General features: G+C 57.7%; 12 protein-coding genes. 10 read left to right on the forward strand and 2 right to left on the reverse strand.

The window, feature by feature from the left end; all coding sequences use genetic code 11:
* Positions 1-553 precede the first annotated feature (553 nt).
* From BQ5379_RS09630 to BQ5379_RS09645, 4 genes are all read left to right on the forward strand, one after another.
* Positions 554-1,510, forward strand: a complete 957-nt coding sequence (locus BQ5379_RS09630; RefSeq protein WP_071135230.1) for an ABC transporter ATP-binding protein — start codon at positions 554-556, stop codon at positions 1,508-1,510.
* Between the two features lie 342 nt (positions 1,511-1,852).
* On the forward strand, positions 1,853-3,139 hold the full coding sequence (locus tag BQ5379_RS09635) for an ABC transporter permease (RefSeq protein WP_071135231.1): 1,287 nt from the start codon (positions 1,853-1,855) through the stop codon (positions 3,137-3,139).
* A gap of 82 nt (positions 3,140-3,221) precedes the next feature.
* Entirely contained in the window at positions 3,222-5,915 is a 2,694-nt protein-coding gene (locus BQ5379_RS09640) for a TonB-dependent receptor (RefSeq protein WP_143039447.1), read from the forward strand.
* Positions 5,916-6,078: 163 nt separating this feature from the next.
* Positions 6,079-6,621, forward strand: a complete 543-nt coding sequence (locus BQ5379_RS09645; protein WP_071135233.1) for a GNAT family N-acetyltransferase — start codon at positions 6,079-6,081, stop codon at positions 6,619-6,621.
* A gap of 169 nt (positions 6,622-6,790) precedes the next feature.
* On the opposite strand, the gene BQ5379_RS09650 is transcribed toward BQ5379_RS09645, so the two are convergent.
* Positions 6,791-7,459, reverse strand: a complete 669-nt coding sequence (locus BQ5379_RS09650) for an inorganic pyrophosphatase (RefSeq protein WP_071135234.1) — start codon at positions 7,457-7,459, stop codon at positions 6,791-6,793.
* A 180-nt stretch (positions 7,460-7,639) separates the two neighbouring features.
* The gene (gene trxB / locus BQ5379_RS09655; RefSeq protein ID WP_071135235.1) at positions 7,640-8,569 is read right to left on the reverse strand and encodes a thioredoxin-disulfide reductase; all 930 of its coding nucleotides are present in this window, start codon (positions 8,567-8,569) and stop codon (positions 7,640-7,642) included.
* A gap of 273 nt (positions 8,570-8,842) precedes the next feature.
* Between trxB and BQ5379_RS11465 the strand changes: the two genes are divergently transcribed.
* From BQ5379_RS11465 to rpsO, 6 genes are all read left to right on the forward strand, one after another.
* Positions 8,843-10,477: a peptidoglycan DD-metalloendopeptidase family protein gene (locus BQ5379_RS11465; RefSeq protein WP_071135236.1), complete on the forward strand. Its 1,635-nt coding sequence runs from the start codon at positions 8,843-8,845 to the stop codon at positions 10,475-10,477.
* A 366-nt stretch (positions 10,478-10,843) separates the two neighbouring features.
* Positions 10,844-11,434: a LemA family protein gene (locus tag BQ5379_RS09665; protein ID WP_071135237.1), complete on the forward strand. Its 591-nt coding sequence runs from the start codon at positions 10,844-10,846 to the stop codon at positions 11,432-11,434.
* A gap of 15 nt (positions 11,435-11,449) precedes the next feature.
* The gene (locus BQ5379_RS11385) at positions 11,450-12,286 is read left to right on the forward strand and encodes a TPM domain-containing protein (protein ID WP_262493665.1); all 837 of its coding nucleotides are present in this window, start codon (positions 11,450-11,452) and stop codon (positions 12,284-12,286) included.
* 239 nt (positions 12,287-12,525) lie between these two features.
* Positions 12,526-13,497, forward strand: coding sequence for a type I phosphomannose isomerase catalytic subunit (locus BQ5379_RS09675; protein ID WP_071135238.1), 972 nt, complete (start codon positions 12,526-12,528; stop codon positions 13,495-13,497).
* Positions 13,498-13,515: 18 nt separating this feature from the next.
* Positions 13,516-13,980 (forward strand): hypothetical protein, encoded by a 465-nt coding sequence (locus tag BQ5379_RS09680; protein ID WP_159431243.1) that lies wholly within the window; start codon positions 13,516-13,518, stop codon positions 13,978-13,980.
* 105 nt (positions 13,981-14,085) lie between these two features.
* Complete coding sequence (rpsO, locus tag BQ5379_RS09685; protein WP_071135240.1) at positions 14,086-14,361, forward strand: 30S ribosomal protein S15; 276 nt, start codon at positions 14,086-14,088, stop codon at positions 14,359-14,361.
* Positions 14,362-14,486 lie beyond the last annotated feature (125 nt).

Here is a 14,486-nt window from a genome sequence, read left to right on the forward strand (position 1 = left end):
GGACGAATCTGCTGATGTGGCTGATCGGACGAGGCGGGAGGTTCGTTGTACGGCTTCATCCCGTGTGGCATCGGGGTGGAAAATCCAGTTCTGAACGGGGCGGACCGGAGGCTCGATATTGTCGTGGTACTGCGCTTGAAACGTACGGGGCTTCATAATCGACAAACGGATGAGTGTCAGAGTGCTATGCCGTACCACGGAGCCTGGTCGCTGTCCGGTTCATCAAATCCCAATAAAGGTAGTTACAATTTTTGATTTTCAGATGCAGTAAATTCTGGAATGAATCAAGGAACGATGTTTTTTGGAGGGACTGTATGCTGTGTGACAATCTTGGGGAAGACGGTTTCGGGGGTAAGTTCATAAACATACCTGTTAAAGGTGTCGGATATTGGAGTTGGCTAACGTACCGATAGTTGTCGGAGGAAAGTACGACTTTCCCGTTATGTTATGCGAAAGGGTATTTTCTCTGTTTTTAAGGCCTGTTGGACGGCAGATTTTGCCTACATTTGTTTACTTGTGTTGTGTTTGTGAATAATCCTTTAAAATTTTATCCATGAGCGATACGATCCTGTCGGCTCGCAATATTGTCAAACAGTATGTCGGCCACCGTGCCCTCGATGATGTCAGTGTCGAAGTGCCGCGCGGCTCGGTGTACGGTTTGCTCGGACCCAACGGAGCCGGAAAAACGACCCTGATCCGCATCATCAACCGGATCACGGCACCCGACAGCGGAACGCTGTGGTTCGACGGCCGACCGATGGTGCCGGATGATATTTACTGCATCGGTTACCTGCCCGAAGAGCGCGGGCTCTACAAAAAGATGAAGGTCGGTGAGCAGGCGCTCTACCTGGCACGGCTCCGGGGGTTGAGCCGTGCCGAGGCACGCGAACGGCTCGAAGGCTGGTTCCGACGTTTCGGGATGCTGGGATGGTGGGACCGCAAGGTCGACGAGCTGAGCAAGGGGATGGCCCAGAAGATACAGCTTATCGTAACGGTCGTCCATCGTCCGCGTCTGCTGATCTTCGACGAGCCTTTCAGCGGCTTCGACCCCATTAATGCCCAACTGTTGCGGGACGAAATTCTCGCCCTGCGTGACGAGGGGGCCACGGTGATCTTCTCGACCCACAACATGGCTTCGGTCGAGGAGATCTGCGACCACATCACGTTGATCAATCGGTCGCACAACATCCTGACCGGGGCGGTCGATGAGGTGCGGCGGCAGTGGGGGACGGGCAGCTACCGGGTCGACTTCGTCGGCGACCCGTCGCGCCTGCAGGCTGCCTTGCAGGGGCTTTGTTCCGTGCGTCCGATCGACCCGGAGCGTGCGGCCGATGCGACGAGAGTACTGTCGCTGGAACTTTGTCCCGAACGGCCCGATGTTGCAGTGCGCGAACTGGTCGGCCGGGTGAACGAGGCGGTCGAAATCCATGCTTTTCGGGAGTTGATCCCTTCGATGAACGATATTTTTATCCGGGCCGTGGAGGCTTCCGAACGGTCGGCGGACGAGTAGGAAGGCGGCGGTGTCTGCCGGGATGTTGAAGGGGCCGGGGCAGAGAAAAGGGCAGCGGTGTTGGAAAGGCCAGAGCGTTGAAAGGACCGGGCGTTGGAAAGGTAGAGGGCGACAGACTCGGTTGCTGGTGGTGATGCCCGGGCGGTTTGCCTGGGTGCGTCAAGATGAGTCCACCTGGTCGGTTTGTATGGGCCGCGTCAAAATGAATCCTCCTTGGCGGTTTGTATGGATCGTGCCAAAATGTATCCCTCGGCGGTTTGCCGGGAATGCGTCGAAATGAATTTCTCCCCCGAGCGTGCGGCGTGAAGCGAGTTGCCGTTTATGTTTTAATCCAAATTAATTATGAGCAGCAAAATAGTTCTGATCATACAACGTGAGTTTAACCAGCGGGTGCGCAAGCGCAGTTTTATCCTGACCACGATTCTGATGCCGTTGTTGCTGGTCGGCGTCATGGCGATCCCGGTGCTGATTGCCGTTTATGGCAGTTCCCCGTCGGTGGTGCGGCAGATTGTGGTGGTCGATTCGTCGGGAGTGGTGGCGCCGGCGCTGGTCGACAGCCCGAGCCTCAGCTTTACCCCTACGACCCTCTCGTGCGACAGCGCCCGGCGGGCGGCGGAGTATGGCGAAGCGTTCGGTTTTCTGACGGTAGGGCCCCGGGTGGTCGAGGATCCTTCGCAGGTGGCGCTCTATACCCGTGAGAATTCGACGCGGGCCATCGAGGACGAAATCCGTGAGCAGATCCGACGCATCGTCTATCAACAGCGGATCGAGCGAGCCGATATTCCCGGTCTGGACTCGATCCTGCAGCAGCTTCAGGTGCGTCCCGTGCTGGCTACCTATCGGATCGACGAGCAGGCCGCCGGTGGCGATACGGCCCGGCAAAGCTCTTCCGATCTGCTGGAAGCCCTTTCGTTCGGGATGGGGATCATCATCTATATGTTTATCTTCATCTACGGCGCGGCCATCATGCAGGGGGTGATCGAGGAGAAAAACAACCGTATCGTCGAGGTGATCGTTTCGTCCGTGCGCCCCTTCCAGCTGATGATGGGCAAAATCGTCGGAATGACGCTGGTCGCTCTGACCCAGTTGGCCATTTGGGCGATTCTGGTAGTCGGTGCTTTCGAGGTAATGCGCAGCTCGATTCCGGCCGATGGCGGGGCGATGAACGACGGCCTGCTGGCTGCGTTCTCGGTATTCAATGCTTCCACGATACTCAGTGTGGGGGGATTGTTTCTGCTCTTCTTCGTGGGCGGGTACATGCTCTATGCGTCGATGTTTGCCGCGGTGGGCAGTGCGGTCGAAAACGTGCAGGATGCCCAGCAGCTCCAAATGCCCGTCACCATTCCGCTGGTGCTGGCTTTCCTGGTGCTGACGATGGTGATGCGCGATCCGACCAGCGCCGTCGCCTTCTGGTTCAGCATCATTCCTTTTACCTCGCCCATTGTGATGATCGCCCGGCTGCCTTACGGCGTGCCGTTGTGGGAGATGGTGCTCTCATTAGTGTTGCTCTACGCTACGTTCCTGCTGGTGGTGTCGCTGGCGGCCCGGATCTTCCGCATCGGAATCTTTATGTACGGGAAAAAGCCGACCCTCGGCGAAATTCTGCGCTGGATACGCTACAAAGGGTAAAATACGTCTCAAAAGGTGTGGTTTCGGGGCTGGAAACGTGAAAAACGATTGGCACTCGGCGGAAATTCGCTATATTCGAATCGTGATTCGTAGGATTTTCCAAATACTGGTCTCGTTTATTTTACTGGGCGCCCTGCATCAAGCGGACGCCCAGCCCCATACTGTCATTACCGGTAAGGTAGTGGCCGATACGTTGCCGCTGGCCGATGCGGCGGTGGTGTTGAATGCGGCCGATACGGCGCAGGCTGCCCGGCGAACCGTGCTGACCGGGGCGGACGGCACCTTCCGGATCACGACGACCCTCACCAAACCCGAAGTGACGATCTCCTATATCGGTTACAAAAAGTTCGTGCGACGCATTACCGAGAGCGACCGGCAGGTCGATCTCGGGACGATCCGCCTCAAACCGGAGCCCATCCGTACCGACGACGTGACGGTGCAGGCCCGTGCGCCGATGGCCACCGTCCGGGGCGATACGCTGCAATTCAATGCGGCCGCCTTCAAAACCAATCCCGATGCTACGTCGGAAGACCTGCTCAAAAAGATGCCCGGCATTCAGGTCGATGCGCAGGGAAAACTCATCGCACAGGGCGAGGAGATCAAGAAGGTCTATGTCGACGGCAAGGAGTTCTTCTCCGACCAGCCCAAGACGGCACTGAAGAATCTGCCGGCCTACACGGTCAAGAACGTGCAGATCTACAACGACAAGAGCGAAAAGGCCAAGTTTACCGGTGTCGATGACGGTAAACGGGTCAAGACGGTCAATCTGGTGACCAAAAACGGCGTGAGCACCAGTACTTTCGGCAGGGCCGCAGCCGGTTACGGCACTGACAACCGGTATGAGGCCGAAGCTGAAGTGCACCTTTTCCGCGGAGATCAGCGTATGACCGTCACGGCCCGGACCGACAATAAGAACAACATGGGCGGTGGCGAACAGACCTCCCGGTCGGCCGGAATCAACTATAACGGCGAGTTTGACAAGAAGTGGAAAGTGAACGGCAATTATATGTTCAACAACTACCTGTCGGACGCCTATTCGACGCGGCAGCGCCATTATCTGACCCAGGACCGCAACAGCGCCGACACGAGTTGGAACGATTCCCGAATGTATGCCCATAACCTGTTCCTGTCGGTCGAGTGGAATCCCGATTCGACCAACCGGCTGGCTTTTCGTCCGCGGTTGAGCTATTCGACCAATCGGGGAACCAGTTCGCGTTTCGAGGAGACACTGCTCGACGGGGTGCTGAGCAACCGGGCCGAGAGCCACTATGCGAATCGGAACCGGAACTACAACTTCTCGACCGACCTGAGCTGGATGCACCGTTTCCGGAAGGCGGGCCGCACCGTTTCGATTTTTGCCACCGTTGGGAGCAACGACAACCGTACGGACGGTTATCAAAACTCCATCTATGGCAGTCCCGATCCCATGAATGCGCTGCTCTTGACGCGCGACACGATCCGACAGAAGAATCGTTCGCTGGGGCCGTCGATGTCGGTTTCTGGTTCGCTCACCTACACCGAACCGCTGTCGAAACGTTCCAATCTGAACGTCAGCTATGATTTCCGCTACAACAGCAACCGGTCGGACCGGCGGGGGCTGAACTGGGACGAGGCGCAGGGTGACTATACACGGCTCGATACCGTGACCACCAACATCTTCGACAGGAGCCAGACGAATCAGTCGGTGCGTCTGGGGTACGGTTTTAATGCCGACCAGAAACTCTATTTCAACGCCTCGATCGGGTACGAGATAACCGGGCTGCACGACGAGGAGAGTTTTCCCGAACAGCGCGCGGGGCGCTATTCGTTTGGGGCGCTCCTGCCGCAGGCCAATCTGACGTGGCGACCCGCCAAAGAGCACAACTTCAGCGTCGGTTACAACCGTTATACGCAGGTGCCCTCGGTCGATCAGTTGCAGGAGGTGTACGACATTGCCGACCCGCTCAACGTCTCCACCGGTAATCCGAACCTGGAGCAAAGTTATACCGATAACCTGAACCTCTTTTACAACTACTACAATGCGGAACACTCCTGGGGAGTGGGGCTGGGTAGTTTCGCATCGCTGATGACCGATATGGTGGCCTACCACCGCCGTTTCCTCACCGAAAGCATGACGATTCAGGGGATCACGATTCCCGAAGGGGCGCAACTCGTTTCGCCGGTCAACCTGGGTACGGGTGGAAGCATCTCGATCAACGGCAATGGCTATACGACGATCAAACCCATCAAGTGCAACGTGAATGTGGGCGTGCGTTACCTCTACAGCATGACGCCGTCGATCGAGGACAATGTCGAGTATCGTGCCCAGCGGCATGGTATCGGGGCGAACATCGGGCTGAACAGCAACATTTCGGAGAAGGTCGATTTCGGTCTGAATTACGGAGTGGATCTGAACCTGAGCCGGGCGGCGCGGGGTACGTTCGAGCGGCTGTTGTCGCACAATCTCTCGGGACGTTTCCAAATCAACGTTTGGAAGGGATTGGTGCTGCGAGGCGATGCCACGTGGAACCGTCAGTCGGGGTCACGGGATACCTACTTGCAAAGTTCCGTGCTGCTCAATGCAGGGGTCGGTTACAAGTTCCTCAAGTTCCGTCAGGCGGAGATCCAGCTGACGGCTTTCGACCTGCTGAATCAGAATCGTTCGTTCTGGCAGTCGACGTTCGATACCTACGTTCAGTCCACGCGGACCAATGTCCTGAGCCGCTATTTCATGTTCCGCTTTTCGTACACGTTCGACAGTCGCCGCAAAATGGCGGAAGGGCCGGTGATGCCGTAAATCCGGTAGTCGGAACCTGCGGAGTGTGGTCGTTTTCCAATCGCTTCGGTACCCGAGCCGTGAAGCCGTTTCAGGAGATGGTCGCGGGCCTGCAACTAGCTGAACTGGGGGAGAAACAAGGGTGGACGGAGGGAGTATGAATCGTAAAAAAACACATTCAACGATGAAGGTGCATATCGAGACACGGCGTCTGTTGCTGCGCGAGTGGGAACCGACGGATTTGGAACCGTTCGCGGCGCTGAATGCCGATCCGCGGGTGATGGAGTTCTTTCCGTCACGGCTGTCGGCCGAACAGACGCGGCAGTTCTACGAACGGATTGTGGGGGAGTTCGCGGAGTGCGGCTTCGGTCTGTATGCGGTGCAACGAAAGGCGGAGGGGGACTTCGTGGGCTATGTCGGATTGCATCGAATCGGTTTTGAGGCCGATTTTACACCCGGGGTCGAGATCGGTTGGCGACTCGCGGCCGGGGTGTGGGGCCGGGGCTATGCGCCGGAGGCTGCTGCGGCCTGTCTGCTTCATGCGCGTGAGGTGCTGGGGCTGGAACGGGTCGTTTCGTTCACGGCGCTGCCCAACGTGCGGTCGCAGCGTGTGATGCAGAAGATCGGGATGAATCGGGTGGGGGAGTTCGATCATCCGGCCCTGCCGCCGGACGATTGGCTGTGCCGCCATGTGTTGTACGAAAAGAGGCTGGCCGCGTCGGAATGACGTGCCAGCCTCTTTTTCATTTCCGCTCTCTCACCTGTACGGGTATACCTTGCAGTGTGTCCTCTCGGTGTCGAGGGACCGAGTGACAGTTCGGGTCGGGCTTCGCGGGGAATGGATGGCTCCTGGGGATGGATGGTTGCTCCCCCTGCCCCTCTCCGCGCGGCGGCCGTTACAGTTTGAGCAGGGCTTCGAGGTTGTTGAAGCGGTTGTGGTAGTCCTGCATCGAGCGGCGGATCACCTCTTTGGCCTCTTCGGCGCCGTAGATGTGGGTGATTTCGACGTTGCGTTTGGCACCGGGCAGATCCTTGTAGGTGAGGAAGTAGTGGCGCAGACGTTCGACCACCAGCGGAGGCAGTTCCGATACGTCGTCGATGTTGCCGTACACGGCGTCGTGTTTCAGTACGGCGATGATTTTGTCGTCGGCCTCGTCGTGGTCAATCATGCGAATGCCGCCGATGGGTTTGGCGTGTACCAGAATGTCGCCGTGGGTGATGGTCTTTTCGGTCAGCACGCAGACGTCGACCGGGTCGCCGTCGCCGTGGATGTCGTTGCGCTGGAGGGCATCGTTGCTCATCTGGGCCACCAGATCGCCGCTGTACGACTGGGGAAGGAATCCGTACAGGGCGGGAACGGTGTTGGAGTACTTCTGCGGGCGGTCGATGAACAGATAGCCCGACTCCTTGTCGACTTCGTACTTGACCGTGTCGGTCGAGACGATTTCGATGAAGCAGGTGATGTTTTCGGGCGCGTCGTCTCCGATGTTTACGCCGTGCCACGGGTGCGACTTGTAGCGCAGTCCCATCAGTTGACCCACGATCGGGTCCATTAATTTCGACATAAGTCTTTGGCTAAATAGGGTTTCGTGTTATGCCCGGAGGGAGGCTCTCGGCCCAGTCCGGGACGGGGAGGTGTCGGGCACTGGGCGTCTGGGGGGATCCCGCGCGGTGCGGAATCGGTCGGGTCCGGCACGTAAGGGTGTCGTGCGGTGACGCTTGGCCACCGCACGACGAGGAATGTTCTAAAGGCGGTTTTCGGCCAGGAACCGTTCACACTCCAGTGCGGCGATGCACCCCGAACCGGCTGCGGTGATGGCCTGTCGGTAGTGGGGGTCCTGTACGTCGCCGGCGGCGAAGACACCCGGTATGTTGGTGCGGCCGTGGTGGGTGAGGATGTAGCCCTGTTCGTCGAGGTCGATCTGCCCTTTGACCAGTTCGGAGTTGGGGTGGTGGCCGATGGCCAGGAACATGCCGTCCACGTCGATGCGGCGTTCTGTGCCGTCGTTCGATACCAGCAGCATGCCGGTTACGCCGTTGTCGTCGCCGAGCACCTCTTTGGTGTTGTGTTCGAAGATCACTTCTATGTTGGGTGTGGTGAAGACGCGCTCCTGCATGGCTTTTGAGGCGCGGAGGTAGTTCTTGCGGACAACGAGGTAGACCTGGCGGCAGAGCGAGGCCAGGTAGGTGGCCTCTTCGCAGGCGGTGTCGCCGCCGCCGACCACGGCTACGTCCTTCTTGCGGTAGAAGAAGCCGTCGCAGGTGGCGCAGGCCGAGACGCCCATGCCGCGGAATTTCTGTTCCGAGGGCAGACCCAGGTATTTGGCCGATGCACCGGTGGCGATGATGATCGCTTCGGCGCTGATCGTCTTGCTGCCGCCGTCGATCTCGACGGTGAAGGGACGGGCGCTCAGGTCGAGGCGGGTGATGATTCCGAAGCGGACTTCGGTGCCGAAGCGTTCGGCCTGTTTCTTGAGGTCTTCCATCATGGCCGTGCCCGAGATGCCTTCGGGATAACCCGGAAAGTTTTCGATCTCGGTGGTGGTGGTCAGCTGTCCACCCGGTTCGATACCTTCGTACACTACCGGGCTGAGGTTCGCACGGGCCGCGTAGATGGCGGCCGTATAGCCTGCCGGGCCGCTGCCGACGATCAGGCATTTGATTTTCTCGGTCATATTATATCAAAATCGGTTTTGGAAACGTTTACCTCTTGTATATGCAAACAAAGTTAATGAAATTTCTCGGACACGATATGCACGGCGGTTAAAAGATGGAGCGTGCCGCCGTCTCCCGTCCGGTCGATCCGCGTTCCGGGTCGTTCTGGCGCCTTTTGCAGCCTGATTCCGGCCGGAATCAAGCCGTTCCGAAGGGCGCATGGCGGGGGCAAATGAGACGGTAAATTCTCTACATCGGTTGATTGTCAGACTATTATTTTGTAACTTTGCTCCGTGAAAAGACCCTCTATATCGATCCGTACCCGCTCAGTCGCCACGTCGCTGTGGCTGCTGGGCGCCTCCTGCCTGTTGACGGTCGGATGCTCTCCGCAACTGTCGATCGGCGGGAACGGCGGCATCTTCAGCCGCTCGTCCAGTAAAACGACCGCTTCGGCCGAATCTCGCAATGCACAACCCGTCGTGGTCTCGGCCCAGCCCGTATCGACGGAAAACGCATCCTCTTCTGAAACCGCTGCCGACGGACAATCGACCGCGGAAAATACCACTGCTCTGAATCCTGTCGGTATTCCGAAGGTTACCGAAGAAGCTGTCTCCGAACTCAAAAACGTAACGATCGTGAACCTGGATGACGCGGAGCAGGGCACTGCTGCAAACTATGCCTATTCGGGCGGAGCTTCGACCCAGGTCTCTGCAGTCGCTTCGCCAGTCTCCAAACGCCAGCGTCGCGCTGTCGAAAAACAACGGAAAACCAAAACCGCTCAAACGGCCGAATCGACTCGGTCGAAACGCAGTGGTCTGCTGAAATCCAACGCTTCGACCACCGCTTCGTCGTCGACTGTTTCGGCTGCTCCGCAGTCTGCCTCGACCGCTGCAACAGCCTCGGCGGCTGCCGCTCCGGTCGCTGCGCAGAACGACGATGGGGAAATCTCGGTTGAAGATTTCCTGCCCGGAGCTCCGCGTCCGGTTGTCGCCCAAACGCTGACCGACAACGGGTCGGAAGCCGAGGCTGACAATGAATCGGAAAACTCCGTGGCGGCATCGCCGCGTGAAGCCGCTCCCGAGCAGATTACTCCCGAGACCTTCAAACCGAACGAGATGGAGCACGTCAAGTTCTCCTACTACGATCCCTTCGGCGACGGAACCAATCGCTTTACCGTCGATCTGAGCCAACAGCGTTTCTGTTACCCCTATCCCGGCAAATACCTCTCCGGTTACGGCCCGCGCGGGCGCAGCATGCACACCGGGGTAGACATCAAGGGCGTGCGCAACGACACCATTCGTGCCGCCTTTGCCGGAACCGTCCGCATGTCCAAACCCTACAGCGGTTATGGCAACTGTGTGGTGATCCGTCATAAAAACGGGCTCGAAACCCTCTATTCGCACAACAGCCGCAACCTGGTCCGTGTGGGCGATGTGGTGCAGGCCGGTGATCCGATTGCGCTGATCGGTCGTACCGGGCGGGCAACCACCGACCATTGTCATTTCGAAGTGCGCGTACAAGGCCAGCACATCAATCCGGCTCTGCTGCTCGATTACGAAAACCACACCCTGCGTGCCGGGGTGCTCACCGTGACGAAACGTTCCAACGGGCGCATTCTCGCTTCGAACCAGACCAGCGGTCAGGCATCTTCCGAAAGCGAAGAGAAGGATTCCGAATCAGCCATTGCAGCCGGTGGCGGTGAAACCCGTTTGGCCTCTACCTCGCAGCGCTCTTCGTCCGCCTCGTCCTCTTCGTCGTCGGCCAGCAAATCGAGCTCCGGCTCCTCGTCGATCTACACCGTGCGGTCGGGCGATACCCTGTGGGGAATTGCGCGGCGTTACGGTACGACCGTTGCCAAACTGTGTGCTCTGAACAATCTCGACAGCAAGGCAACCCTGCCCCTCGGGAAAAAACTTAAAATCCGATAGCCTCCCAGTCGGTGAGACTCAGTTCTGCAACCCGTTCCTGCATGTGCACAGGAACGGGTTGTGTGTTTTTGTTCAGGGGGGATTGGGCGGTCATCACGTCGGTGAAGTGGGGAGACCGGGCGAACGGTGAGCAGGCGTGGTGAATGAAGGTGCTATATAAGTATTGAGCGGGCAGATCGATCGATTCCAGACTGTCTGTTTCGGAGGGACTGACCCGACTGTGGTTATTTATAATAGGTAATAGGTATTGCGGAAGGTAAAAATCACGTTTCGTTTTGCCCGATCGGCACCTTTTGACAATAACCGGACCCCTTGGCACGTTTTCTGCTCGAAAAACATATCTTTGTAACGTAAAGTCTGAACACTATGAAAAAAGGCATTTGGATTCTTGCAATCGTCCTCGTTCTCATATTCGGTATCTTCTTCTGGTTCAAAGGGACCTACAACAACCTGGTCGAACGCAGCCAGCAGGTGGCCGGCCAGTGGGCCAATGTCGAGAACCAGTACCAGCGTCGTGCCGATCTGATCCCCAATCTGGTGAATACCGTGAAGGGGTATGCCCAGCATGAGGAATCGACCCTCGAAGGAGTGGTCGACGCGCGTGCCAAGGCCACGCAGATGCAGCTCAACTTCAGTGACCTGAACGAACAGGCGCTGGCCAAATATGCACAGGCACAGGGCGAACTCTCCTCGGCGCTGAACCGGCTGATGGCCATCTCGGAAGCCTATCCCGACCTGAAGGCCAATCAGAACTTCCTCGATCTGCAGACCCAGCTCGAAGGAACCGAAAATCGCATCGCCACCGAGCGTCGCCGCTTTAACGAGACGGTGCAGTCCTATAACGTGTATGTACAGCAGTTTCCCCGCAACCTGATTGCCGGGATGTTCGGTTTCACGCCGAAGAGCTTTTTTGCCGCCGAAGCCGGTGCCCAGAAAGCTCCTGAAGTCAAATTCTAAAACTCCGTGCTGGTCGTGGCTCCGATCCTGAACTTCAAACGTAAGATCTTTCTGATCGGTGTGGTTGCCGTTCTGCTGACGGGACTGCAAACCGGATGGGCGCAGCCTGTCCCGCAGCCGATGTCGCCGCCACGGCTGGTCAACGATTATGCCCACCTCTTCTCCGGCTCGCAGCAGCAGGCGCTGGAGGACAGCCTCGTGGCGTTCGACCGGGCCACTTCGACCCAGATTGCCGTGGTGACCGTCAATGACCTCGAAGGGTATCCCGCTGCCGAATATGCTACGCGAATTCTCGAACAGTGGGGCGTTGGCAGCCGCGAACACAATAACGGGGTCGTGATGCTGGTCAAACCCCGGAACCAGTACGGCAAGGGCGAAGTGTTCATTGCCGTAGGGTATGGTCTGGAGGGTGCGCTGCCCGATATTACGGCAGGCCGTATCATCGACTATGAGATGCTCCCCGGTCTGCGCGAAGGGGATTATTACGGGGCGGTTGCTGCCGGTACGGCCGCCGTGCGTGCCGCCGTCAGGGGAGAATATACGGCTGAACCCAAGGCCCCTCAGGCCGACCCTTTTGACTGGATCGGCGGTCTCTTTTCGCTGGGCGTCATCATCTATATCGTGTATCTGCTGAACAAGTCCTATAGGGGCGGCGGTGACGATACGGATGGCCCGGGAGGCGGGTCGGGCGGACGCCGCAGCTGCCGCCGGGGGCCCTTTCTTTTCCCGCCGATGTTCGGCGGCTTCGGAGGAGGCCGTAGCGGTGGTTTTGGAGGCGGTTTTGGCGGTGGCGGTTTCGGAGGCTTCGGCGGGGGGACCGGTGGCGGTGGAGGTGCCGGGCGGTCGTTCTGATCCGAAGATGCTGCTGCGGTGAATTTTGTGGGTAGGCATGTGGGTTGCGGGCATCCATACGTCGGTTGGTATGATCCGGCGGTGACGGTGCGTGGGGTGGAAGAGTGGTTGGAGGCGGAAATGGAGTACAGGTCCTCCGAAGATAAGATCGAACGTTTTCGGTCGGGAACTCGGTCCGGTCGTGAAAACGGCGTGCACCGATACAGCGTGAAACTAAACGAATTAAAATACATAGAAATATGCTCTACCCGTTGAAATTCAAACCCATTTACAAAGAACGTATCTGGGGCGGCCGTAAAATCGAGACCGCATTCGGCAAACAACTTCCTGCTGAAGGTAAAATCGGCGAAAGCTGGGAGCTCTCCGGTGTGCAAGGCGACATCTCCGTGGTGGCCAACGGTACGCTGAAAGGCAATAACCTGCAGGAACTGGTCGAAATCTATATGGGTGATCTGGTCGGCGACAAAGTGTTCGAAAAATACGGCGAGGAGTTCCCGCTGCTCATCAAACTGATCGATGCCGACGACAACCTCTCCATTCAGGTGCACCCCGACGATAAACTCGCCGCCGAGCGTCACCACTCGTTCGGCAAGACCGAAATGTGGTACGTGGTGGGGCACGAAGAGGGGGCGAAACTCTATCTCGGCTTCAACCAACCCGTTGATCGGGCGAAATACCTCGAATACCTCGAAGCCGGTCGGCTGGCCGAACTGCTGAACGCCTACACCGTGGCGGACGGCGACTCCTATTTTATCCCCTCGGGTACGATCCATGCCATCGGGAAAGGGCTGCTGATTGCCGAAATCCAGCAGACCTCCGACATTACGTACCGTGTCTTCGACTGGAACCGTGTCGATCCCAAAACCGGCAAGGGACGCGAATTGCACACCGAACTGGCCCTCGATGCCATCGAATACAAGGCCCGTTCGGATTATAAAACGGTGGCCGCACCGCGTGTCAACGCTCCCGTGACGCTCGAAAAGTGCCCCTATTTCCAGACCAATTCGCTGATTGTGGACGGTACTGCTGAGCGTGACTATGCGCCGCTCGATTCGTTCGTGATCTACATCTGTCTCGATGGCCAGCTCGAACTCGAATACGAGGGCGGCAGCGAGACGATCAAAAAGGGCGAAACGGTCCTGATTCCCGCCGAGATGAACGAAGTGATTCTCAAAGGCAAAGGGAAACTGCTCGAAGTGTACATCCCGTAATTTCCGATTACTATGAAAATGAAACGCAGACCCTGGATCCTTGTTGCCCTCTTTCTGCTGATTGGCAGTGTAGCCTGGGGGCAAACGCCCGAAAAGAAGGAGGTGGCTCCCGATGCGGCCGTTCGTGCCGCGCTGCGGCTCGAAGGCACCGACTCGACGGCCGTTGCGGAGTACGGCGACGACGAACTGATTGCCTGTTTCCGTCAGGGCGGCAAGGCGGCACTGCTGATGGATACCCCCTCCAAAGAGGTGTGGAGCGTCAGCGAAAACGGCCCTGCGGACAACGGCTGGGTGGCCGTGTTCAATAAAAGCGGTGAGGAAGAGACCGTCTTTGCCGTGAGCCATGCCGAGATGGGACTCCATACCTGCCCCGGCAACTACTCCCTGTTCCATGTGCTCGGCGGGTACCCCCTGAAGATGGATCAGGAGGTGACGATCGCCCCGAAAGGGGTGCTCTTTATCCGCTATCTGTCGCTGGAGTAGGGTGGTCCGAAGACCGGCCGGCGCAAAAAGGTGTGGCTCGGGATTGGAAATCGGGAAAAAAGTGTTACCTTTGCCCCGCTTTTAATTAATAGACCGTATAATTACATGAGCACTTACATCAACACCGAAAAGAAACAGGAACTGTTTCAGAATTATGGCAAAGGTACCACCGATACCGGTTCTGCCGAAAGCCAGATCGCGCTGTTCTCGTACCGGATCGCACACCTGACCGAACACCTCAAACAGCACAAACACGACTACAACACCCAACGCGCCCTGCTTCGTCTGGTAGGTAAACGCCGCAGCATGCTCGACTATCTGGTGAAAACCGATATCGAACGCTACCGTGCCATCGTCAAAGCACTCGGCCTGCGTAAATAATTCAGAAAGACACTTGAGGGACGGTTTCTCTGCCAAAAACGGAGAAACCGTCCTCTTTTTTACGAAACACGGTTCCGAATGTTTGCGGGGGCTGTTTTTTTTGTATCTTAGCCCCAAATTTACAC

This window comes from Millionella massiliensis, assembly GCF_900104655.1.
GTDB lineage: Bacteria > Bacteroidota > Bacteroidia > Bacteroidales > Rikenellaceae > Rikenella > Rikenella massiliensis.

Bases quoted from the DNA above. Each gene is read 5' to 3' on its own strand.
- trxB (WP_071135235.1), bottom strand. From the start codon at position 8,569: ATGACCGAGAAAATCAAATGCCTGATCGTCGGCAGCGGCCCGGCAGGC.
- BQ5379_RS09635 (WP_071135231.1), top strand. From the start codon at position 1,853: ATGAGCAGCAAAATAGTTCTGATCATACAACGTGAGTTTAACCAGCGG.
- BQ5379_RS09645 (WP_071135233.1), top strand. From the start codon at position 6,079: ATGAAGGTGCATATCGAGACACGGCGTCTGTTGCTGCGCGAGTGGGAA.
- BQ5379_RS09665 (WP_071135237.1), top strand. From the start codon at position 10,844: ATGAAAAAAGGCATTTGGATTCTTGCAATCGTCCTCGTTCTCATATTC.
- rpsO (WP_071135240.1), top strand. From the start codon at position 14,086: ATGAGCACTTACATCAACACCGAAAAGAAACAGGAACTGTTTCAGAAT.
- BQ5379_RS09680 (WP_159431243.1), top strand. From the start codon at position 13,516: ATGAAACGCAGACCCTGGATCCTTGTTGCCCTCTTTCTGCTGATTGGC.
- BQ5379_RS09675 (WP_071135238.1), top strand. From the start codon at position 12,526: ATGCTCTACCCGTTGAAATTCAAACCCATTTACAAAGAACGTATCTGG.
- BQ5379_RS09630 (WP_071135230.1), top strand. From the start codon at position 554: ATGAGCGATACGATCCTGTCGGCTCGCAATATTGTCAAACAGTATGTC.
- BQ5379_RS09650 (WP_071135234.1), bottom strand. From the start codon at position 7,459: ATGTCGAAATTAATGGACCCGATCGTGGGTCAACTGATGGGACTGCGC.